The 23,379-nt window shown below is 35.1% G+C and carries 22 protein-coding genes; 17 read left to right on the forward strand and 5 right to left on the reverse strand.

Annotated features, from left to right (window positions below; translation table 11 throughout):
• Window positions 1–9: 9 nt before the first annotated feature.
• The 4 genes from hutU (at window position 10) to JFU54_RS13950 (ending at window position 4,656) form a co-directional block, all read left to right on the forward strand.
• Window positions 10–1,668 (forward strand): urocanate hydratase, encoded by a 1,659-nt coding sequence (gene hutU, locus JFU54_RS13935; RefSeq protein WP_002033512.1) that lies wholly within the window; start codon window positions 10–12, stop codon window positions 1,666–1,668.
• Window positions 1,669–1,680: 12 nt separating this feature from the next.
• A complete protein-coding gene (gene hutI, locus JFU54_RS13940) occupies window positions 1,681–2,952 on the forward strand; it encodes an imidazolonepropionase (RefSeq protein WP_012261421.1) in 1,272 nt (423 codons plus the stop codon).
• Entirely contained in the window at window positions 2,931–3,902 is a 972-nt protein-coding gene (gene hutG, locus JFU54_RS13945) for a formimidoylglutamase (RefSeq protein WP_002128542.1), read from the forward strand. The genes hutI and hutG overlap by 22 nt, the downstream gene beginning before the upstream one ends.
• A 292-nt stretch (window positions 3,903–4,194) precedes the next feature.
• Window positions 4,195–4,656, forward strand: a complete 462-nt coding sequence (locus tag JFU54_RS13950) for a CarD family transcriptional regulator (RefSeq protein ID WP_170935206.1) — start codon at window positions 4,195–4,197, stop codon at window positions 4,654–4,656.
• A gap of 538 nt (window positions 4,657–5,194) precedes the next feature.
• On the opposite strand, the gene JFU54_RS13955 is transcribed toward JFU54_RS13950, so the two are convergent.
• Entirely contained in the window at window positions 5,195–6,289 is a 1,095-nt protein-coding gene (locus JFU54_RS13955) for an NAD(P)-dependent alcohol dehydrogenase (protein ID WP_201064786.1), read from the reverse strand.
• 431 nt (window positions 6,290–6,720) lie between these two features.
• Between JFU54_RS13955 and JFU54_RS13960 the strand changes: the two genes are divergently transcribed.
• The 6 genes from JFU54_RS13960 to JFU54_RS13985 all read left to right on the forward strand — a co-directional run bounded on the left by JFU54_RS13960 (window position 6,721) and on the right by JFU54_RS13985 (window position 14,140).
• Complete coding sequence (locus tag JFU54_RS13960; RefSeq protein WP_002142739.1) at window positions 6,721–7,848, forward strand: alkene reductase; 1,128 nt, start codon at window positions 6,721–6,723, stop codon at window positions 7,846–7,848.
• Between the two features lie 67 nt (window positions 7,849–7,915).
• Complete coding sequence (locus JFU54_RS13965; RefSeq protein WP_201064787.1) at window positions 7,916–9,484, forward strand: FMN-binding glutamate synthase family protein; 1,569 nt, start codon at window positions 7,916–7,918, stop codon at window positions 9,482–9,484.
• Between the two features lie 325 nt (window positions 9,485–9,809).
• Window positions 9,810–11,288, forward strand: a complete 1,479-nt coding sequence (putP, locus tag JFU54_RS13970) for a sodium/proline symporter PutP (protein WP_002142737.1) — start codon at window positions 9,810–9,812, stop codon at window positions 11,286–11,288.
• Between the two features lie 339 nt (window positions 11,289–11,627).
• A complete protein-coding gene (locus tag JFU54_RS13975) occupies window positions 11,628–12,566 on the forward strand; it encodes a ring-cleaving dioxygenase (RefSeq protein WP_201064788.1) in 939 nt (312 codons plus the stop codon).
• Window positions 12,567–12,590: 24 nt separating this feature from the next.
• A complete protein-coding gene (locus tag JFU54_RS13980) occupies window positions 12,591–13,208 on the forward strand; it encodes an alpha/beta hydrolase (protein WP_201064790.1) in 618 nt (205 codons plus the stop codon).
• Between the two features lie 137 nt (window positions 13,209–13,345).
• The gene (locus JFU54_RS13985; protein ID WP_201064792.1) at window positions 13,346–14,140 is read left to right on the forward strand and encodes a phosphotransferase; all 795 of its coding nucleotides are present in this window, start codon (window positions 13,346–13,348) and stop codon (window positions 14,138–14,140) included.
• Window positions 14,141–14,276: 136 nt separating this feature from the next.
• On the opposite strand, the gene JFU54_RS13990 is transcribed toward JFU54_RS13985, so the two are convergent.
• Entirely contained in the window at window positions 14,277–15,809 is a 1,533-nt protein-coding gene (locus JFU54_RS13990) for a BA3702 family sensor histidine kinase (RefSeq protein ID WP_016100832.1), read from the reverse strand.
• A 236-nt stretch (window positions 15,810–16,045) separates the two neighbouring features.
• Here JFU54_RS13990 and JFU54_RS13995 point away from each other — a divergent pair, with 236 nt between their 5' ends.
• A complete protein-coding gene (locus JFU54_RS13995; RefSeq protein WP_002033526.1) occupies window positions 16,046–16,417 on the forward strand; it encodes a VOC family protein in 372 nt (123 codons plus the stop codon).
• 20 nt (window positions 16,418–16,437) lie between these two features.
• On the opposite strand, the gene JFU54_RS14000 is transcribed toward JFU54_RS13995, so the two are convergent.
• Window positions 16,438–17,247 carry a YitT family protein gene (locus JFU54_RS14000; protein WP_000251329.1) on the reverse strand — a complete coding sequence of 270 codons (810 nt, stop codon included), beginning with the start codon at window positions 17,245–17,247 and terminating at the stop codon, window positions 16,438–16,440.
• 143 nt (window positions 17,248–17,390) lie between these two features.
• On the opposite strand from JFU54_RS14000, the gene JFU54_RS14005 reads away from it, so the two are divergent.
• The 4 genes from JFU54_RS14005 (at window position 17,391) to JFU54_RS14020 (ending at window position 20,842) form a co-directional block, all read left to right on the forward strand.
• Window positions 17,391–18,194 (forward strand): protein phosphatase 2C domain-containing protein, encoded by an 804-nt coding sequence (locus tag JFU54_RS14005; RefSeq protein ID WP_201064794.1) that lies wholly within the window; start codon window positions 17,391–17,393, stop codon window positions 18,192–18,194.
• A 15-nt stretch (window positions 18,195–18,209) separates the two neighbouring features.
• Window positions 18,210–18,662, forward strand: coding sequence for a peptidoglycan recognition protein family protein (locus JFU54_RS14010; RefSeq protein ID WP_002033528.1), 453 nt, complete (start codon window positions 18,210–18,212; stop codon window positions 18,660–18,662).
• A gap of 17 nt (window positions 18,663–18,679) precedes the next feature.
• Entirely contained in the window at window positions 18,680–18,931 is a 252-nt protein-coding gene (locus tag JFU54_RS14015; protein ID WP_002087817.1) for a DUF2164 domain-containing protein, read from the forward strand.
• 441 nt (window positions 18,932–19,372) lie between these two features.
• A complete protein-coding gene (locus JFU54_RS14020; RefSeq protein ID WP_201064797.1) occupies window positions 19,373–20,842 on the forward strand; it encodes a DUF4822 domain-containing protein in 1,470 nt (489 codons plus the stop codon).
• Between the two features lie 287 nt (window positions 20,843–21,129).
• On the opposite strand, the gene JFU54_RS14025 is transcribed toward JFU54_RS14020, so the two are convergent.
• Window positions 21,130–21,333: a CsbD family protein gene (locus JFU54_RS14025; RefSeq protein ID WP_201064800.1), complete on the reverse strand. Its 204-nt coding sequence runs from the start codon at window positions 21,331–21,333 to the stop codon at window positions 21,130–21,132.
• Window positions 21,334–21,504: 171 nt separating this feature from the next.
• The gene (locus tag JFU54_RS14030; protein ID WP_201064803.1) at window positions 21,505–22,317 is read right to left on the reverse strand and encodes a GNAT family N-acetyltransferase; all 813 of its coding nucleotides are present in this window, start codon (window positions 22,315–22,317) and stop codon (window positions 21,505–21,507) included.
• A 152-nt stretch (window positions 22,318–22,469) separates the two neighbouring features.
• Here JFU54_RS14030 and JFU54_RS14035 point away from each other — a divergent pair, with 152 nt between their 5' ends.
• Together JFU54_RS14035 and JFU54_RS14040 are read left to right on the forward strand one after the other, a co-directional pair.
• Window positions 22,470–22,673 carry a hypothetical protein gene (locus JFU54_RS14035; protein ID WP_033708017.1) on the forward strand — a complete coding sequence of 68 codons (204 nt, stop codon included), beginning with the start codon at window positions 22,470–22,472 and terminating at the stop codon, window positions 22,671–22,673.
• Window positions 22,670–23,230: a GNAT family N-acetyltransferase gene (locus JFU54_RS14040; protein WP_201064805.1), complete on the forward strand. Its 561-nt coding sequence runs from the start codon at window positions 22,670–22,672 to the stop codon at window positions 23,228–23,230. Before JFU54_RS14035 ends, JFU54_RS14040 begins: the two co-directional genes overlap by 4 nt.
• The last annotated feature ends 149 nt before the right edge of the window (window positions 23,231–23,379 follow it).

Raw genomic sequence — 23,379 nt, forward strand, 5'->3', positions numbered from 1 at the left:
GAGATTGAAATGGAAAAAGTACAACAAACAATTCGTGCGGCAAGAGGTACTGAGTTACAAACGAAAGGATGGGTTCAAGAAGCTGCACTTCGAATGTTAATGAACAATTTAGATCCTGAAGTAGCTGAAAAACCAGAAGAATTAGTTGTATATGGCGGAATTGGCCGTGCAGCTCGTAATTGGGAAAGCTACCATGCAATTGTTGATTCATTAAAAACGTTAGAAAACGATGAAACGTTACTTGTTCAATCAGGAAAACCGGTAGCAATTTTTAAATCACATGAAGATGCGCCTCGCGTTCTTTTAGCGAACTCAAACTTAGTACCGAAGTGGGCGAACTGGGATCACTTCCGTGAACTAGAGAAAAAAGGTCTTATGATGTACGGACAAATGACAGCGGGTAGCTGGATTTACATTGGGACACAAGGGATTTTACAAGGAACATATGAAACATTTGGTGAAGCGGCACGTCAACATTTCGATGGTTCATTAAAAGGTACTGTAACGATTACTGCTGGTTTAGGTGGCATGGGTGGCGCACAACCGCTTGCTGTAACGATGAACGGCGGTGTTGTAATTGCTATTGATGTAGATAAGCGTAGTATCGATCGTCGTATTGAAAAGAGATATTGTGATAAGTATACAGAATCATTAGAAGAAGCATTGGCTATTGCAAACGAATATAAAGAGAAGAAAGAGCCTATTTCAATTGGATTATTAGGTAATGCAGCAGAAATTTTACCTGAGTTAGTAAACCGTAATATTATCCCTGACTTAGTTACGGATCAAACTTCTGCCCATGATCCATTAAACGGTTATATTCCAGTAGGTTACACAGTAGAAGAAGCAGCGAAGCTTCGTGAAGAAGATCCAGAACGTTACGTACAATTATCAAAAGAAAGTATGAAAAAACATGTAGAAGCAATGCTTGCAATGCAAGAAAAAGGCGCGATTACATTTGATTACGGAAATAACATTCGCCAAGTTGCTTTCGATGAAGGATTAAAAAATGCTTTCGATTTCCCGGGATTCGTTCCAGCATTTATCCGTCCATTATTCTGTGAAGGAAAAGGACCATTCCGCTGGGTAGCACTTTCTGGTGATCCAGAAGATATTTATAAAACAGACGAAGTTATTTTACGCGAGTTCGCGGATAATGAGCATTTATGTAATTGGATTCGTATGGCACGTCAGCAAGTTGAGTTCCAAGGTCTTCCATCACGTATTTGTTGGCTTGGTTATGGCGAGCGTGCGAAATTTGGCCGCATTATTAATGAAATGGTGGCTAATGGTGAATTATCAGCACCGATCGTTATCGGCCGTGACCATTTAGATTGTGGATCAGTAGCATCTCCAAACCGTGAAACAGAATCTATGAAAGACGGTAGTGATGCAGTAGCAGACTGGCCAATTTTAAATGCATTAATTAACAGTGTAAACGGTGCAAGCTGGGTGTCTGTTCATCACGGTGGTGGCGTTGGTATGGGTTATTCACTTCACGCTGGAATGGTTATCGTTGCAGATGGAACAGAAGCAGCGGCAAAACGTATTGAACGCGTATTAACTTCTGACCCTGGTATGGGTGTTGTTCGTCACGTTGATGCTGGCTATGACTTAGCGGTTCAAACTGCGAAAGAAAAAGGCGTTAACATCCCAATGATGAAATAAGGAGGAAGAAACATGCTGGACACTTTACTAATAAATATCGGTCAATTACTAACAATGGATCAAGAAGATGGCTTGTTAAGACGGGAAGCGATGAATACGCTTCCTGTTATTGAAAACGGTGCGGTTGGAATTGAAAATGGTGTAGTTACTTTCGTTGGAACAGCGGAAGAAGCTAAAGGATTACAAGCGAAAGAGGTTATTGATTGCGACGGGAAAATGGTTTCTCCTGGTCTTGTTGATCCGCATACTCATCTTGTATTTGGTGGATCTCGTGAAAATGAAATCGCGCTAAAACTACAAGGAGTTCCGTACTTGGAAATTTTAGAACAAGGTGGAGGTATTCTTTCAACTGTAAATGCAACGAAACAAGCGTCGAAAGAAGAACTTGTTCAAAAAGCTAAATTCCATTTAGACCGTATGCTATCTTTTGGAGTTACAACTGTAGAAGCGAAGAGTGGTTACGGATTGGATGATGAGACAGAATGGAAACAATTAGAGGCAACTGCACAATTACAAAAAGAGCATTCAATTGATTTAGTTTCAACATTTTTAGGTGCTCATGCAGTTCCGAAAGAGTATAAAGGAAGATCGAAAGAATTTTTACAATGGATGCTAGATTTATTACCGGAAATGAAAGAGAAGCAATTAGCTGAGTTCGTTGATATTTTCTGCGAAACAGGTGTGTTCTCTGTAGAAGAATCAAAAGAATTTTTATTAAAAGCGAAAGAGCTTGGCTTTGATGTGAAAATTCATGCAGATGAAATCGACCCTCTTGGTGGTGCGGAAGCAGCGGCTGAAATTGGTGCAGCATCAGCGGACCATTTAGTTGGCGCTTCTGATAAAGGAATTGAAATGCTTGCGAATTCTAATACAGTAGCAACTTTATTACCAGGAACAACTTTCTATTTAAATAAAGAAAGCTTCGCACGCGGCCGCAAAATGATTGATGAAGGTGTTGCAGTTGCTTTAGCTACAGACTTTAACCCAGGTAGCTGTCCAACTGAAAACATTCAGCTTATTATGAGCATTGCGATGCTGAAACTGAAAATGACACCAGAAGAAGTTTGGAATGCGGTAACAGTGAACTCATCTTATGCCATTAATCGAGGCGATGTAGCTGGGAAAATTAGAGTTGGTCGTAAGGCGGATTTAGTTTTATGGGATGCTTATAATTACGCTTATGTACCGTACCATTACGGCGTAAGTCATGTAAATACAGTATGGAAGAATGGGAATATCGCATATACAAGAGGTGAACAATCGTGGAGCACGGCCACTATTTAAAGAAAAATGCAAAGTTTATCGATCGTGAAGTGACGAAGTGGAGCGAAATGATTAAAAATTGGGAGGAAGGTGTGGAAATATTCGGTGCTGCCTTAATTGGAGCGCCCCTTTCTAAACCATCTATTAGCCATTCAGGAGCATGTTTTGCACCAAAAACAATTCGTTCAATGTTGGATGCATATAGCACGTACGCAATTACAGAAGAACACGATATGAAAGAAAGTGTTCTTCATGATTGTGGTGATATTACGATGCATGTGACAGATATAAAAGAGAGTCATAACCGAATTGCGAAAACAGTTGGTCACTTGACGAAAGTAAATCCGAAAATGATACCAATCGTTCTTGGTGGTGACCACTCGATTAGTTTTCCGAGTATAACTGGTTTTGCAAATAGTAAAGGGAAGGTCGGTATTATTCAATTTGATGCCCATCATGATTTACGTAATTTAGATGATGGTGGTCCATCAAATGGTACACCGTTCCGTAGTTTGCTAGAAAATGATGTGATTACAGGAAAACAGCTCGTTCAAATTGGGATTCGTAATTTTTCAAATGCACGAGCGTACCATGAATATGCAAAAGAGCATGGCGTGACAGTGTATACAATGAAAGATGTAAGAGAGCGAAAAATAAAAGATCTTATTTCAGAAAGTATTGAAGTATTAAGAAAACAAGATGTGACTTCTATTTATATTTCTCTTGATATGGACGTACTAGACCAAGCGTTTGCGCCGGGCTGTCCAGCAATTGGCCCTGGTGGGATGGATAGTACAACTTTACTTGATGCAATTGAATTCCTTGGTAAAGAGCCACTCGTTCAAGGGATGGATATAGTAGAAATTGATCCAACTCTTGATTTTAGGGATATGACGAGTAGAGTAGCTGCGCAAGTGATTATGAGTTTTCTTTTAGCGCGAGAAACGATTAGTAAACAGGTTAGTATATAAGCGAAGGATCGTGTGTGAAGTTTTGAAGCAACCGTTTTTGTCATTATATAAAAATACATCGCTACTTATATGTAGTGATGTGTTTTTTTTGTTTTACAAGGTATATAAAATTGGAGAAAATGGGTGTAGAAATGTAACAAAATCGCGGGTTTTTTAGTGTTTCTGTACAGCTTGAATTTTTATGTGTAAATAAATTGACATAGAAAATAATTTTGTGATATTATAAAAATTTTGCTAAAAAAATAAATGTGTGTTAAGATTGAGAAGGTTACCATATATGGAGGTGGATTATTTGTTTCAAATTGGCGATAACATCGTTTATCCAATGCACGGAGCAGGTATAATTAAAGCCATAGAAGAAAAGGAAATCTCAGGAGAAAAAAGACAGTATTATGTTATAAAAATGTCGGCTAGTAATATGGAAGTAATGATTCCTATGGGGAAAATATTGAGTTCAAATATACGACCAGTTACAGATATAAAGGCATTAACAAACATAATAGATATTTTTCAGCATGGGGAATCAGATAGATTACTTACGTGGAAACAAAGGTATAAATTAAACACTGATAAAATAAAAACGGGTAAAATACAAGAAGGTGCTGAAGTTGTACGTGATTTATTACGTATGCAGAAAGAAAAAGCACTTAATGCAAGCGAAAAGAAAATGTTAGATAACGCACATGAATTTTTGATTAGTGAGCTGGGATTAATTGAAGGTATCACAGAAAATCAAATAAAAAGCTTTTGTTAAGATTCATTGTAGATAATGTATTACATCCCAAAAAAGATCTTGAATTTTTTGGGAATATAATTATAGAAAATCAATCATTTCAAAGACATTCAACTCTTTCAAACCACTTTTAGAGCATTAACCTCTTTTGTTATTACTACAATTTAATCCATTTTTATTTTTTAATTTCTTTTACGAATGTTCGAAGTTTAATTAAATAACTCGATAAAATAGTTACTTGATTTTTGCAATCCTGATTCACACTGGCACGGACGAGGAGCCGTAAGGATGAAAGAGAGGTAGGGCTTTCATTGTTTTAGGTATATAAGTTATTATTTTTAGAAGAATACTGAACCACTCCCACTTCTATTGTTAAGAGATTTTCCATATGTGAGGAGATAATAATTGTTTATTTTCTTTATTTAAAAGAGATAAACGAATTGTTAGCCTTATATGGTCAACTAAAAAAGGTTTCCTACTTAGGAAACCTTTTTAATTTTATTTATTTCATTTCAGGATATTTTTGTTTTGTTAGTTATCGGGAAAAAGTAAACAAATGTTACTCCATTACGATAATAGGTTTAATCGTTTTTCCTGTTTTAGAATCTTCAAATGCTTGAGCAATTTCTTCAAAAGAATAGAATTGTACAAACTTATCGAATGGGAATAGTCCTTTTTGATAGAAATTAATTAATTTTGGAATGAATAGTTGCGCTACTGCATCACCTTCAACTACCCCTTTAATTGTAATAGCTTTTACGACAATTTCATTTGTTACGTTTAAAGTTAAATCCTTTTTACCAACAGCAACAGTTGCCATTGTACCTTTTACTCGTAAGCATTGAATGGATTGCAGTGTAACAGTATTTACGCCAGTTGTTTCAAATGAGTAATTAGCTCCACCGTTTGTAATTTCTTTAATTTTGGCAACTGGATCTTCGTTTAAGCTATTAATCGTGTGTGTAGCGCCTAATTCTTTCGCTAATTCTAAACGACTATCATGAATATCAATGGCAATGATTGTAGTACATCCAGCAATTTTAGCTGCCATTAAGCCACTAAGGCCAACAGCACCGGTTCCAAATACAACTAGGCTACTACCTGGTTTTGGCTGTAATGAATTTAGGATCGTACCGCTACCAGTCATAATTCCACAACCAAGTGGTCCTAACAAACGTATATCAACATCTTTTGGTACTTTTACAGTATTATTCTCATTAACAACGGCATGGTATGCGAATGAAGATTGGCCGAAGAATTGAGAAATGTCATTATTGTTAAGATCGTGTATAGGTGTTACATGGCGTTTGTTTTTTCCAGAGAAGTTTAATTCAATCATATTTTCGCAAGCAGCAGCATTACCATCTAAGCAATTTTCACAATGACCACAGTAAGAAAATCCAAGTACAACATGGTCACCAGGTGTAACCGATGTTACATTACTTCCCACTTTTTCCACGATACCAGAACCTTCATGTCCTAAAACAACTGGTTTTGGTGTTGGCATTGTACCGTCTAAAACTGTTGCATCTGTATGACATATACCCGAAGCGATAATTTTTACTAATACTTCATCGTCTTTAATCTCGTCTAAGTATACTTCTTGCATATTAAAATCTTTTTCGGGTGTAGAAACGGTAGCTTTTGTTTTCATTGTTATCCTTCTTTCTAAAAATTAAATAAGAAAAAATACTTTCAACTATCTAGGAGTCTTTTATTAGTTCCTAAAATTTCGTTGGTATAATTAAAAAACAAATGAATTATTGAAACCTCGTTAGTGTAAGTTTGAACATAGTACATTGGAAACAGGTTCTTTTTGGTTAGTAAATAGTTAAATAATTAATTACCGATATATTCTATAGTAATAAAACTAGAAAAAAGAAAACATCCACTTAATAAGTATTTTCCTCATCCACTTACTGGGCATTAGAATAAACAGTAGATTCCTGAATTTCAGAATCCTTAAAGTTAAAAACGGTTAGTTTTATTATACGAATATTCCTACGTAAGAGCGTATAAATTGACGTTACTATCTAAAAGTAAGTATGATGCGATTATAGTTAGATTTTTTTAGGGGGAAGAAAAATGACAAGTTCAAATAATAAAGCGGCAAGTATTTATGAAGGAACAAATATAAACGCTTGGGGGTCTTTTGAAAATATTGAAGAAACGAAGTTATTTCATCCGATTCAAATTGGATCTTGGTCTCTTCGTAATCGCATAGCGATGGCACCGATGACGAGATGTTTTGCAAATAATGAGACTGGGGTAGTTGGTACTGATGTAGTAGAGTATTATCAAAAACGTGCTGCTGATGGGATTGGATTAATTATTACAGAAGGAATTGTCATTAGCCCGAGAGCAAAAGGGAATCCGGGAGTACCAGGTATTTATACACAAGCGCAAATTGATTCTTGGAAACCTGTTACAGAGGCAGTACATAAAGAAGGCGGAACGATTATTGCTCAAATATGGCATGTTGGACGTATGAGTCATCACGAAATAATTGGTGGTCAAATGCCGCAAGCACCGTCTGCTATTGCTGCGGAGGGTAATGTTCCGCGTTTTCGTAAACCGTTTGATACACCAGAAGCAATGACAATAGAAGAAATAAAAGAAGTTGTCGATCAATATGCACAGGCTGCAAAAAACGCAATCGAAGCTGGATTTGATGGTGTAGAAATTCACGGTGCACACGGATATTTAATTGACCAATTTACTTATGAATTTGCGAATAAACGTACTGATAAATACGGCGGTGACTTAAAACAAAGGTTAACGTTTATGAAAGAAGTTGTTCAGGCTGTAATTGAAGCAGTTGGAGCTGATAAAACGCTTCTTCGCTTCTCTGCCTTTAAAGGTGATAATCCTACTTATATGTGGGAACATCCTGAACTTGCAATTGAAACGTTTGTAAATATGTTTAAAGAAGTTGGATTAACGATGATTCACCCTTCAACGATGAATTATACGCAAGTTATTGCTGACGGTAAGAATTTTCATCAATTAGTAAGAAAGTATTGGGATAGTACTATCGTAGGAGTAGGTAATTTGAATCCGAAAGAGGCAGAAGAAGCACTGCAAGAAGGAACAATTGATGTAGCGGCGTTCGGAAGACCATTAATCGCTAATCCAGATTTTGTTCAGCGAATTAAAAATGCTGAAAATTTGGTTGAATATGACGCGAAAGAGCATCTTGCTACATTAATTTGAATAAAGATAAAAGGAGAACACATCAGGTGTTCTCCTTTTATTATGGATTTTCATAGGAGGAAGCGGGATGAGTGAAACGCTACTCGTTATTATTAGTATATTGCTCTTATTGATGCTACTATTAATCATTTTTTTTATTATTACATTTTTTATTAAAAAACGGACGCATCATTCTATATTAAAGTTACATCCATACTTAGGAAGGATGCGTTATTTACTTGAAAAGATAGGACCGGAATTTAGGCAATATTGGTTTGATCATGATACGGATGGAAAGCCCTTTTCACGTTATGATTTTCAAAGTGTAATGTTTCTAGCAAAATACCGTTCAGAAATACTCGGTTTTGGATCAAAACGAGATTTTGATGCATCTGGATATTATATCGCTAATACATTATTTCCGAAATTAACAGATGAATTAAGTGTGAATGTAACGAAAGAACGTGAAGGGAAAAAGTATGTGATTCATAAAGAAGGGTTATTTTCACGAAGAGAAAAATTGACAGCGGATACAACGAATCTTTGGTTATATGAAGAAGATGATGCAATTATCGTCGGTGAAAACCGCAAATATCCGTGGAAACTGTATGGCATGTTTGGCGCATCAGCAACTTCTTACGGTGCGATTGGCGAAAATTATATTTTGGCAAGTGGATTTGGCGCGAAGATGGCTGGCGGTTCATGGATTAATACGGGGGAAGGTGGTGTAATACCGGAACATTTACATACGGGTGCAAATATCATTGCCCAAATTGGTCCGGGATTATTTGGATACCGTGACGAGGACGGGAATTTTTCGATGAAGGAATTTATGGAGAAGGCGAAAGAAAGTAATATTAAAGCGTTTGAATTGAAATTTGGGCAAGGAGCAAAAATACGTGGTGGTCATTTAGAAGGACAGAAGGTAAATGAGAAAATCGCTTCCGTTCGGAAAGTACGAGAAGGAGAAACGATTAATTCACCGAATCGATTTCCATTTTTAAAGAATGCAGTAGATACACTTTATTTTATTCAACGTTTGCAAGAAAACGGTGGTAAACCAGTTGGGATGAAGATTGTAATTGGACAGCAGGAACCGTTGGAAGATTTATTCAAAACGATGAAAGAGTTAAACATTTATCCAGATTTCATTACAATTGATGGTTCAGAAGGTGGATCAGGTGCTACGTATAAATCAATGGCAGATAGTATGGGAATACCGCTTATTCCAGCATTACTGACATGTATTGATACAGCGAATCATTACGGTGTTCGGGAAAAATTCAAAGTGTTTGCCTCAGGGAAATTAATTACACCAGATAAAGTGGCAATTGCTTTAGCCATTGGTGCAGATGCCGTAAATTCAGCACGCGGATTTATGATGGCAAGCGGTTGTATTATGGCACTTCAATGTAATTCAGGGCAATGCCCATCGGGGGTTGCAACTACGAATCCACACTACCAAAAAGCATTAGATCCGTATGAGAAAAAATGGCGAGTAATGAACTATGTTATTAGTATGAGATATAGTTTGTTCTCACTTGCGGCAGCAGCGGGAGTAAAGAGCCCGCGCCATTTAACGAGAGAGCATATTGTGTTTAAAGATGAGGTGGGGCGGGTAGTTCCTCTTTCAGAATTGTTTCCTACTAGTAAATAGAAGATAAGCTATGTTTAATAAATTAAAAGTCATACATTCGTATGGCTTTTTTCTTTTAAAATTCAACTAATAAACGAATGAAAATAAGGTGTGAAAAAACGCTATTTTATTTTCTGAATATTTTTACTTTAATTTCTTTTAAAAACCGGGTAATCCACTGGGATAAAGGCGTTTATAAAGGTTTTCACATGTAGTGAAAAGGGCTTGTTCACTTGAAAGAACAAAAAATGTTTGTTAAGGTAGGGAACCATAAGCGAAAACAAGAAAATAGAAAAAGTCATTTTTCGAAATTTTGAATGGCTTATATAACTAAGGGAGAGATTTGGTGAAGATTGAGATTATGGTTTCGCTTGCTATTTATATGGCAGGTATGTTGTATATCGGTTATTGGTCTTATAAGAAGACATCCGATTTATCAGATTATATGTTAGGCGGAAGGGGACTCGGTCCAGCAGTTACAGCTTTATCAGCTGGTGCTTCTGACATGAGTGGTTGGATGCTAATGGGATTACCTGGTGCGATGTATGCAACAGGATTATCAAGTGTATGGATTGCGATAGGTTTATTAATAGGTGCTTATGCAAACTATTTAATTCTTGCCCCGCGTTTGCGAACGTATACAGAAATGGCAAATGATTCAATTACGATTCCAGATTTTTTAGAAAATCGGTTTAAAGATCGTACGAAAATACTTCGTTTTGTCTCCGCTATCGTCATTTTAGTGTTTTTCACATTTTATGCGTCAGCTGGTTTAGTTTCAGGTGGACGTTTGTTTGAGAATTCTTTCAATCTTGATTATAAAATTGGTTTATTTGTAACTGTCGGTGTCGTTGTTGCTTATACATTATTCGGTGGCTTTTTAGCAGTAAGTTGGACCGACTTTGTGCAAGGTTGTATTATGTTTATTGCTCTTGTGTTAGTGCCAATTGTAGCTTTTACAGATGTCGGTGGTGTAACAGAAACATTCAATACGATTAAGCAAGTTGATGCATCGCATTTAGATATGTTTAAAGGTACTACAATTCTTGGTATTATTTCATTTTTAGCATGGGGTCTTGGGTATTTTGGTCAACCGCATATTATTGTTCGCTTTATGGCAATTACCTCTGTTAAAGATTTAAAAACTTCTCGTAGAATCGGTATCGGTTGGATGACGATTTCAATTATAGGTGCAATGCTTACTGGTCTAATTGGTATTGCTTATTACGCTAAAAATAATGAGAAATTACAAGACCCAGAAATGGTCTTTGTAACATTCTCAAACATTTTATTCCATCCGTATATTACTGGATTTTTATTGTCAGCTATTTTGGCTTCGATTATGAGTAGTATTTCCTCGCAATTACTCGTTATTTCAAGTGCTGTAACGGAAGATTTCTATAAAACATTTTTCCGTCGTAACGCAAGTGATAAAGAACTTGTATTTATCGGTAGACTGTCAGTATTAGTAGTAGCTATGATCGCAGTTGTTTTAGCGTATCATCCAAGTGATACAATTTTAACACTTGTTGGTTATGCTTGGGCAGGATTTGGTTCAGCATTCGGACCCGCCATTTTATTAAGTTTATATTGGAAGAGAACGAACAAATGGGGCGTTCTTGCTGGTATGATTGTAGGTGCAGTAGTTGTTATTACTTGGGTACAAATTCCAAGTTTAAAAGCGACTATGTATGAAATGGTACCTGGATTCTTCTGTAGTTTATTAGCTGTTATAGTTGTAAGTTTATTAACGAAAGAACCAGTGAAAGCAATTCATCGTGAATTTAACGAGATGGAAGCGGTGTTGGAAGAGGAAACGAAATAATTAGCGAAGAGAGTAAATGCTAACTAGCATTTACTCTCTTTTGATTTAAAATGAAAATAAGTGCTTGTTGACAACTAAAAGTAAGTAACTTATAATAAATATTGAGTTCGAGATAATTTATTTCCGAATAAAGATTTTAGATGGAGTAAATATTTTTATGGGATTATCTCGAATTCGAGATGAATTCAGTGATATAGAAGATAATGCGTAACTTCACAGTTTATATCTCGAATTAAAGATAAAATCATAACGATGGATTTTACTTTGCAGTATGGACAAAATGAATAATGAATTTTAATGTATAAAAGTTTTTAAAATGAAATAAAAGGGGTGGAGAAAGTGGAAAAGAAAACGATGGGAATTCATCACATTACAGCAATCGTGGGTCACCCACAAGAAAATGTAGATTTTTATGCAGGTGTATTAGGATTGCGTTTAGTAAAACAAACAGTTAATTTTGATGATCCAGGTACGTATCATCTTTATTTTGGTAATGCAGGAGGAAAGCCTGGAACAATTATTACGTTTTTCCCATGGGCAGGTGCCCGTCAAGGTATTATTGGGGACGGTCAAGTAGGCATTACGTCTTATGTCGTACCAAAAGGTGCAATGGAGTTTTGGGAAAATAGATTAGAAAAATTCGGTGTGCTGTATACAAAGATGACTCGATTTGGCGAACAGTATTTAGAGTTTGATGATCCACATGGTTTGCATATAGAATTAGTTGAAAGAGAAGAGGGCGAATTAAATAATTGGACTTTTGGAGAAGTTACGCCAGAAGTAGCAATTAAAGGATTTGGCGGTGCTGTTCTTTTATCTGCACAACCTCAAAAAACTGCTGAATTGTTAGAGCATGTTATGGGTCTTGAGAAAGTAGGAGAAGAGGGAGAGTTTATGCGGTTCCGTTCTTCTGCTGATATTGGAAATATTATCGATTTGAGATTATCAACAATTGGACGTGGGCAAATGGGTGTTGGTACAGTTCATCATATTGCTTGGAGAGCGAGTGATGATACTGATCAATTAGACTGGAAAGAGCATGTGTCTCGCTTTGGATATGGTGTAACCCCTGTACAAGACCGAAACTATTTTAACGCAATTTATTTTAGAGAACACGGCGAAATCTTATTTGAAATTGCAACAGACCCTCCTGGTTTTGCCCATGACGAATCTTTAGAGACGATGGGTGAGGAGTTAAAATTACCGAATCGATATGAACAACATAGAAAACAAATTGAACAGACACTCTTACCATTTGAAGTGAGAAATCTAGATTAAAGTGATTGAAAGGGGAAAAGGAATATGATGAAACATGTTTTTCAAAAAGGAAAAGATACGTCAAAACCAGTGTTGTTATTGCTTCATGGTACAGGAGGAAATGAATTAGATTTATTACCGCTTGCAGAAAGAATTGATCGGGAAGCTTCTGTATTAAGTGTTCGTGGAAATGTATTAGAAAATGGGATGCCTCGTTTCTTCCGCCGATTAGCAGAAGGTATTTTTGATGAAGAGGATCTTGTTTTCCGTACGAAGGAATTAAATGAATTTTTAAATGAAGCAGCAAAAATATATGAATTTGATAGAGATAATATCGTAGCTGTTGGGTATTCAAATGGAGCAAATATTGCGGCGAGCTTATTATTCCATTACGAAAATGCATTAAAAGGTGCAGTCCTTCATCACCCAATGGTGCCTAGAAGAGGAATAGAATTACCTAATTTAGCAGAGAAATTCGTATTTATCGCTGCTGGAACAAATGATCCAATTTGTTCACCTTCTGAGTCAGAGGAATTGAAGATGCTATTAGAAAATGTAGATGCTAATGTAACAATGCATTGGGAGAATAGAGGACATCAATTAACGATGAATGAAGTAGAGAAGGCAACAGAATGGTATGAAAAAATATTTTCACATGCATAAATAGTAGACTAAATCGAGTGTAAAATCATAAAGATTTTATACTCGATTTTTTTGTTGCAATTTAAGGGGTTAAAAGGGAATAGGAAAGTTATGTTAAAATATAAAGAAAATGTAGAATAATGGAGGGGAACTATTAGATGTCAAACTACGAAAATGAAGAAATGCTAACGGGAGGGAATGTCTCAAACGTATATCGTTCGGAAGATACTGTTCGACGAGAATTAAAGCAAGGCAGTACCAAAATTCATAAGCTATTAAATCATTTGGAAAACAAAGGTTTTAGTTATGCACCAAAGTTTTTAGGTATTGATGATAAAGATAGAGAGATATTATCATTTATTGAAGGAGAAGCTGGTAATTACCCTTTAAAAGAGTACATGTGGTCTAATGAGGTTTTAAAAGAAATAGCGAAGATGCTCCGTCTTTATCATGATGCTGTGAGTGATTTCCCGTTATCAGATGATTGGAAACCGATGGATAGTACTCCAAATACAATAGAGGTTGTATGCCACAATGATTTTGCAATATACAACATTATTTTTAATAACGAAAAACCAGTAGGTATTATTGATTTTGATGTTGCTGGTCCTGGACCCAGACTTTGGGACATAGCCTATACTCTTTACACTTGTGTCCCATTAAGTAGAGTTTATTATAAGGAAACAGGTGCGGCGGTTTATTATAATTCATTACAGCATGCAGACCGCATAAAGCAAAGAGTTAAATTGTTTTTTGAGTCCTATAAAAGTGATGGCATCGCCGAGGATTATTTGGAGATGGTACTTCTACGATTAGAAGGATTATGTAAATACATGAAAAGAAAAGCACTAGAAGGCGATATGAACTTCCAAAAGATGATAGATGAAGGGCATCTTGAACATTATGAAAATGATATTCAGTTTATTCGTAAACATGGAAAAGAGTGGATTTAATAAAATAAATCGTATACAAAAATAAAGCTCAGAGTCATATAGGGACTTTGAGCTTTTTAACGTATTAGTGTAGATGTTTTCCACAATAACTCGACTACTTATAACAGATGTCTTTTACTATATTAATGTAGCATAGTTAAGAGTTTGTTACAGGCTGAGCTGTAGCAATCGGTAATTGGATATCGACAGTTGTTCCTATGTTTAATTCACTGGAAATGAATAATTTTCCGTGATGCTCTTGAATGATTTTATAGCACATCATTAAGCCGAGGCCAGTTCCTTTTTCTTTCAAGCTATAAAAAGGTTCGCCAAGACGAGCCATGCGCTCTTCAGGAATCCCACAACCTTCATCCATAATGCGTATTGAAACAAAATCATTTTCTAACGAAGTTGTTTGAATGAATATGTTACCACCATCAGGCATCGCCTCGATTGCATTTTTTAATATGTTAATCAAAACTTGTTTTAATTGATTACTATCACATTGAATGTCAGAAATATAATCGAAATGATCCATGATGATATGAACGCTATGCATAATTGCTGTTGGTAAAATAAAAGTTACAACTTCTTCAATTAATGTTTGTACGTTGCATGTATGAATAGATAACACTTGTGGTTTAGACATCGCCATAAATTGGCTTGTTATAGATTCCATTTGTGAAATTTCACTCAACATAACGTCCACATACCATTTATTTTCCTCATTTATTTCTGGATGTAATAACGTTAAAAATCCTTTTAATGAAGTGAGCGGGTTTCTAATTTCATGGGCAATTCCAGCTGTCAGTTGTCCTACTACTGCAAGTTTTTCGGATTTCCGTAATAACTTTTCAGTTTCTTTTAGTTCGGTAACGTCTCTTCCCATCACTATAAGACCTTTGCGTGAGCCATCAGGATGGAAGAGTGGGACTTTTGAAATGCTTAAAACTAGGTCGAAATCATTTCTATGTATAATAAATTCCTCTCCGTGAAGAATTTGTCCTTTTTGCCATGTTAGTTCATCGACTTCTTCACAATGCAAAAAAGATTCGCGGTATGCTTCGTTATATTGAATGAGTTCATTATCTCTTTTTCCATGATAAGGAACGTTATGGAAATTGAAACAAGAAAGCGCATAGTCATTCGCTTCAAGCCAGCGTCCTTCATGATCCTTAAAAATAACAAATGCAGGCATTGAATTCATTAATGTGCGTAATCGTTTCTCACTCTCTTGTAATACTTTCTCAATTCTTTCTGATTTTTCAAGGGGTTTCATAATGGCGTATACACCTGTTAAACGGTTTTTAACAAAAATAGGAACTAATTTTGTTACGGCATCTAGTAAATATCCGTCTTTATGATAAATAGAGACGATATACTCTTTTTGATTGTCAGCTGCAGCATTTTTTATGTATTGTAGCACTTGATCAGAAATATGTGCTTCTAAAATAGAAGTGATTGTTTTTCGCTCTAATTCGTTAGAAGTATAACCTAATATTCTTTCCGCAGAGGGGTTAATATGTAAAATAACTCCTTCTAAATTCAATGAAATAATACTATCAGGGTTATGTTCAAAAAGAGATGCATACATTTCTGCTAAAGAACGATTTTGTATATGGTTTCGCAAGCGCTCCGATACGTTTGGGTGACGCTTTTTTTGAGTAGATGAATGTTTTTTACGACTCATAATATTTCCTCCGTACAACTAGCATCTAAAAAAGATGAATCTAGTACTAACTATAATATAGGTGCAATGTGTATTTCTGTAAAAAATGGAAATTATATAATAAATTTTCTTTTTTATTTTTAGTGGAAGGTAAAAAAGGGTAGTAATAAGAGAATCTTATATTGCTTTATTAATATTTTCTAAGTTACATGAATGTATTTTCGTTATAACATTAGAATAGAAGAGGGGGAAGGAATATGAAAAATTATATTCAAGGAATTGATCATGTACAAGTAGCGGCGCCAGTAGGATGTGAAGAAGAAGCACGAGAATTTTATGGTAATAAAATTGGTATGGAGGAAATCCCAAAGCCAGAGGAATTAAAGAAGCGTGGTGGGTGTTGGTTTAAGTGTGGAAATCAAGAGATTCATATCGGAGTTGAGCAAAATTTTAATCCAGCTAAAAAAGCGCATCCAGCTTTTTATGTTTTGAAAATTAATGAATTTAAACAAAGGTTAATAAAGCAAGGTATTGAAGTAATAGATGATCATGCGCGACCAGATGTAATCAGATTTTACGTGTCAGATCCGTTTGGAAATCGAATTGAATTTATGGAAAATAAAAACTAGGTGAAGGTCCACCTAGTTTTTTACACTTTTCTAAACAATCCTAATACTTCAACAGTCTCCGTAATATTAACGAATGCATGAGGATCAATTTCCGAAATCGTTAGTTTCATACTTGCTAATTCTTCACGTGAAACGACTGTCATAAGTACACGTTTTTTCTCGTTTGAATAAGCACCTTCACCATCAAGTAACGTAATGCCACGTACTACAGTTGAAAGAAGCTTTTTTTTCATTTCTTCTGCTTGATTTGTTACAATCATAAGTGTAACTTTACGATGTTTCGTATGAACGGCATCAATTACTTTACCAGTTACATAAATTGAAAGTAAGCTTGTAAGGGCAACATCCCAAGTGAAGAAAAATCCTGCAATGACAACAACAACAGTATTTAATGCAATAAGGAATCCACCAAGTTTAATATCTCGCTTACGAGATAACAACATACCGATAATATCAAATCCACCAGTTGAACCATGGCAGTTAAAGACAAGACCAATACCAGCTCCGGCGATGACACCGCCAAATACAGATGATAAAAGTGGATCTGTTGCTACGACTTTTACTGGAACATAGTATAATGCAACAGATAATACAATTACAGAAACAACCGTGTTAAAAATTACTTTTTTTCCAAGACCTATGTATCCTAAAATAAGGATAGGTAAGTTCAATACAAAGTTAATAATACCTGTGTTTACAGGGGTTACAATCCCTAAAATAATAGCAATTCCGCCAATTCCACTACTTAAAATTTTATGGGGGATAAGGAAAAGATTAAAGGCAATTGCGATAATAATAGAACCAAAAATAACACCAAGAAATCTGACCATCTCTTTCCCGTCCTTCACTAAATAATCATATTATTTCAAGATTATATATGAAATTGAAAGTTTTTTGGGAAAACAGTTTATTTTGGAAAATTAGATTAATCTAAATAGTTCGAGTGTTTGATAAATTGGGAGGGGATACAGATATGAAGATAACAACATATCAACAGAAAAGTCCTTTAAAACAAGAGTGTGAGGATTCATTTTTTTGTAATGAAGATAAAATGATTTACGGTGTATGTGATGGAGCAACTCCGCTCGTCCCGTTTTGTGATGAAGAAGGACATAATGGAGCATACATCGCTTCGCATTTATTTGCAAGTCATTTTACTTCGTTACGGGAGATTAATAGTTTACAAGGTGAAGTTGCAAAGGCGAATGAATTATTGCAAAACAAGATGCTAGAGTACAAGGTTGATACGAGAAAAAAAGACCATCTTTGGTGTACATGTATTGCAGCAGTTCAAATAGAAGGCGAAAAACTTGAATATGCACAGTTAGGTGATTGTATGATCGTTGCAATACTTCAAAATGGAGCGATGAGAGTATTAACGAAAGATACGGTTCAAGGAATTAGTAAACGTGCAAAAAAGAAGAGAGAGGAAGATAGAGAAAAGGGATTACCTATACCTGAGGAACACGTTTTTCAAGATGTTCGGGAGCAGTTAAAATACAATCGCTATCTTGCAAATATGTCAAACGGCTACTCAGTTGCAAATGGGATGAAAGAAGCTATGGATTATTTACAATATGGTGAATTACAGGTAGCTGAAGTAAGTGGGGTTTTTATTTGTTCAGACGGATTGTTTCACCCCGAGTGGTCGTTAGAACAAACTGTAGCATATATAAGAAAAAATAGTATAAAAGAATATGTAGCAATCATTGAAAGGTTAGAAGGAGAAAATAGAATAAGACCAGATGATAAAACAGTTATTATGATCGATTTGTAAGAGGAGGATGTTTATATGGAAATTAAATGTGCAAATTTAACATTTCAAAATGAGTTAGTTCCTTTAGAAAAAGTAAATAAACTGATCATCCACCATACGTCAGAAGATGGCTGGGATGTGTATAAAACTCACGAATTTCATCAAAAGGTAAGAGGATGGAGCGGGATTGGTTACAATTATTTTATTGAAGAAGATGGAACTGTAGTCGAAGGGCGAGGTTTACATATTGGAGCACATGCGAAAGATAATAATAGTGACACAATTGGAATATGTATGACGGGAAATTTTGATAAATATGATCCAAATACTGCACAAATGAATTCATTATATTCTTTATGTAAAATGTTTATGAAGCAGTTTGCCATAGAGAAAGGAAATATACTCGGCCATAGGGAGTTAGAAGGGGTTACAAAAACTTGTCCAGGAAATCGCTTTTCTATGGTAGAGTTAAGAAAAGTATTATCTTAAATATAGAGGAGTAACGAATGATGATGAACATAAAAATACCGACTGATAAAAAAGAAGAGCTTGTAGCACAAATTCAGCAATTTTTCGTTGAAGAAGATTTAGATGAAATTGGACGTTTCCAAGCAGAACGTTTAATAGAGGAAATGATTAAATTAGTTGGACCATTTGCATACAATCAAGCAATTGGAGATGCAAGAAAGCTTGTAAGTGAGAAATTAACGAATATTGAAGAAGACTTGTATGTGTTAGAGAAGAATGAAGGGAAGTAAAAAGAGCTATTCTGGTCGTCTTCCGTCAATTATAAAATAAGTATATGCCACGGCTTTTTTTCGATGTTTTGTTTGGAAAAGACCGTGAAATTGTTTTTGGACATATAAAATAAACCTCTTTTTTTCCAAAAGGGACCCTAGAATTAAAAAACGTTATTCTTTCTTAACAAGCTAGATGAGAAAGAATAACGTTTTTTTTGATTGAGATTAAAAATATATTATCTTAATTTTATCTTTTTTTAATAATTTATTTATGGGCAATTTATAGTTGCTATTTATAATTCCTATATATAACAGCTATGGATACTACGAAAAAGAACTTTGGAGGTGTAACCAATTAGCTGTAATCAAAATTTAAAACATGAATTGCTCACATAGAATCTTCTTTTGGAAGATAAGTGGTGTAATTCTTTGTTAAATGAAGGAAGGGATTGGGAAGCTATGAATAAAACAATTTTAAAAACATGTATCATATCAGCAGTTTTAGGTGGAAGCCTATTAAGTGAAAAAAATGGAGAGGTGAAAGCAGAGGAGGTTACACCACAAACGAATCATACTGGTGTATTCAAAGATGTTCCAAAGGGGCACTGGTCATATGAGGCGATTCATCAATTAACAGGTGAGAAAATTATTTTCGGCTATGATGATGGAAGATTTGGTTTTGGAGATAACGTAACACGCGAACAAGTTGCAGCTTTAATGTATCGTTATTTTAATATGGCAGAAAACAAAAATTATCAGAACCCATATGGGGACGTAAGCGAAGATTCGACAAGCTATATAAAGGAAATCTTGTCTTTAACAGAAATGGGTGTTTTTAAGGGTGATGAGTATGGGAACTTTAGACCGAAGGCATCCTTAACACGTGCAGAAATGGCACAGGTTCTTACAAATGCTTTTCATTTAAAGGCAAAGAGTGATCATACTTTTAATGACGTTTCAACGAACTCATGGGCAAGAAATGCAATTAGTGCTGTTCAAACAAATAATATTGCAAAAGGAGTAGGAGGAGGGGAATTCGCTCCAAGTATGGATGTGACGCGTGAACAGTATGCACAATTTTTATACAATGCAATACAAGAAACTCAACAAACGAAAGGGCAGCTACTAGCTAGTATACTTGGTGAAACAAACTGGAAAGGGACAAAAGTCTATGACAAAGATCATAATGATTTAACGAAAGAAAATCAAAATTTCATCGGGCTTGCAAAATATGATGCTAAAACTGCAAGGTATGAATTTTTTAATGCAAATACAGGAGAGAGTCGTAATGATAGCGGTACCTTTTTTATAACCAACGATGGAAAGAAAAGAGTGTTAATTTCTGAAACGCAAAATTATCAAGCAGTTGTTGAATTAACGCAATTAGACAAGGAGAAATTTACATATAAAAGAATGGGGAAAGATGCAAAAGGGAACGATGTAGAAGTATTTGTTGAGCATGTTCCTTATCAAGAAAAAGAGCTTTCTTTTACCCGACTTGATAAAAATTTAGAAAGCTCGACGGGGAAAATAGTTACAGACGTTGATGGAGATGAAATCTTATCTAGTACTCTATGGAACGGAACAGTGGTATTAGATGAACAGGGTAATAATGTAACAAACTACAACTCTAACTTAATCAGTCTAGCAAAATATGATAAAAATACAAATAAATATGAGTTTTTCAATATGAATACAGGGATAAGTCGTGGGGATTATGGTTTCTTCGATGTTGTACATGACAATAAAATAAGAGCTCACGTTTCGTTAGGAAATAATAAATATGGTGCGGTCCTTGAACTTACAGAGTTAAATAAAGATAAATTTACGTATACAAGAATAGGGAAAGATGCGAATGGAAAAGATATAAAAATCTTTGTTGAGCATGAACCGTATACAGGTGACCTAAAACCAAATTTCACAAAGTAAGATGTAAAAGTAATCTTATACTCTAGCAAAGGCATTATGTTAGAAAATGTTAGCAAGGAAAAACCTGAGTGATTAGGATTAGGTAATTATACAATAGAAGTAAAATAGTTCTTTATAGACAAATAGATGCCTTGAGGCATCTATTTGTCATTTTAAAATGATCTTATTGGTAAATGTAAAATACAAACTCTCTTACTTTCTCGGTTGTATTTTCATTTTTGAGTAGCTGACAATCTTTTCAGATCTAGTAACTTACTACTTGCACGACCATACATCGTGGCTCTTTTTTATTTCTTCTCTTTATATTCATGTATTTTCTCTTTTACATTACCGACAGTATCTTTAGCAGTGCCTTTCACCTTATCCCATTTTCCCTCGGCTTGTAATTTTTTATTGTCAGTTACTTTCCCGACAACTTCCTTTACTTCACCCTTTACCTTATCAATGGCACCTTCTACTTTTTCTTTTAAACCATGATCATGTTTAGTCATACATTTCTCCTCCTTGTAGTTTGAGTAGAATTCTCTTTTCATATTGCAAGTTGAATGATGTATCTAGTAATAGCGTAACAAATTTAGTTTGAATATTCAAATGAATAACAGGATAGAAAGGTAATTGTCATAAAATGTATATATTCGTAATGGAAAGAAAAAGAAAGTTAATTATATGTCTTTCGCAGTCCATATTGATTTTGTATAAGCAATTTTCATATGGGCACGTTCCATATTATTTTGACTGCCGCTACCAAATCGAGCTTGTCCAACTATTAAATTGCAATTGGATGCAACAGCGGTCTCGATTCGTTTTTGAATTAATGCGGTATGACAACCTTTACGTTGAAATTCTGGCAAAGTAGCAGAAGCAGCTAATGAAGCAACACCTTTATTTATATAAAGTACCCCTATACTAGCAGGAGTGTTTTGAACTTCGGCTATGAAAAAATGCCAGCCGGATTTATTGTAGAGAATTTCGTTATTTTGGTGCACACCATATTTTGTAAAGGATGGCATGTTAAATCCACGTACATATATGTCTGCAAAAATATCAAATTCATTTTCTTTTAGTTGGCGTACTGAAATGTTAGAAGGCAGCAGCGATGAGTCTTCTCTTGGTAAACTATATAAAGCGGTATGGAAGTTAGATTGATAAAAATCTTTTTGAGATAAGTATTGAAATAATTCAGTTGCACCTTGCGCTGGTGTAATTTCAAAACGGCAAGGGATTTGTAGTGATTGATAATAAGCGATGATTTCATCTATCTCATCTGTATTTGTAAATGTAATGCCTTTTACCGTATTAAAAGCAGGACCAGCAATTATTTTTGATGAAAAGGCAGTGGCACTCCCGAACTTTTTCATTTGTACTTGCATTGGATTTCCGCTTATTTCTTGTAGTGCCTCTAATCTAGAAGAAAGCATATGTATTTCTGCGTTCTCGATTTCTTGTGCTGTATTGACTGTCATAATTGTACTCATACGATTCCTCCGTCAATAAATATATTTCATAGTACATATACGATGTTTGTTCTGAGATTCCTGTTGAAATGTAAGAGACTAAGAAGATTTTTGGAAGGGAAATGGAAGCGAACTGTCGAAGGGAGTGGAAACAGATTAAAGGTGGTGCTCTCATGAAACAGAAAGACGTGCAGACATGCTCTCATTGCGGTTCTCAAAACATAGGAGAAGGTGAGTTTATCGGTTATGCACAAATACGGAAAAAGGAAACGATGTTCACATCTTCACCAGTGGATGCTTATATTTGTACAGATTGCGGGAATATCCTTTCATTAAAGGTACGGAATTATGAAAGGTTTAAGCAGAAGCCGCTATGATTGTTGAGAAGTGGTCATATCCAGCGTTGTATACGAAACGTCTTATATTAAGGGGAATTAATATGAGTGATATTTTACATATATATGAGTATGCCTCAGATAAAGAAATGTCAACGTATACAGTATGGGATGCTCATCAATCGTTACATGACACACAAAAATATATAGAAGAAATTGTGAGTCAATATGAGAAAGAAAAAGTAGCTCCCCTTGGAATTGTATTAAGAGAGGAACAAAAACTCATAGGGACTTGTGGATTTATAAAATATGATGTAACTGAACATAAAGCGGAAATTGCATACGCCTTATCACGAAAATATTGGGGTAGAGGATTAGCTACCGAGGCGGCTTCAGCTTTTTCTAGCTATGGTTTTAATGAGTTACGTCTTAATAGTATTGAAGCAGGATGTAATTCAGAAAATGAAGCATCTGAAAAATTAATGAAACGTTTGAATATGGAATACGATTGTACAATTCAAAAGGATCTGTTCATTAAAGGTAAGTATCGTGATACGAAGAGGTATTGTATATCTAGGAAAAGATATATGAATCAATGAAATATTTTATATTGAAAACTCCTTTAATTGAATAAGGGGGTTTTTGTTTTACATATAACAATAATTACCTTTAATTGTTATAATTGGTTATTGAGGAATATTGTTTTTCTTAATACCACAATCATAGAAGAAAACTAGCTAAATCGTAT

It is taken from the genome of Bacillus sp. TH19, assembly GCF_016651075.1.
GTDB lineage: Bacteria > Bacillota > Bacilli > Bacillales > Bacillaceae_G > Bacillus_A > Bacillus_A mycoides.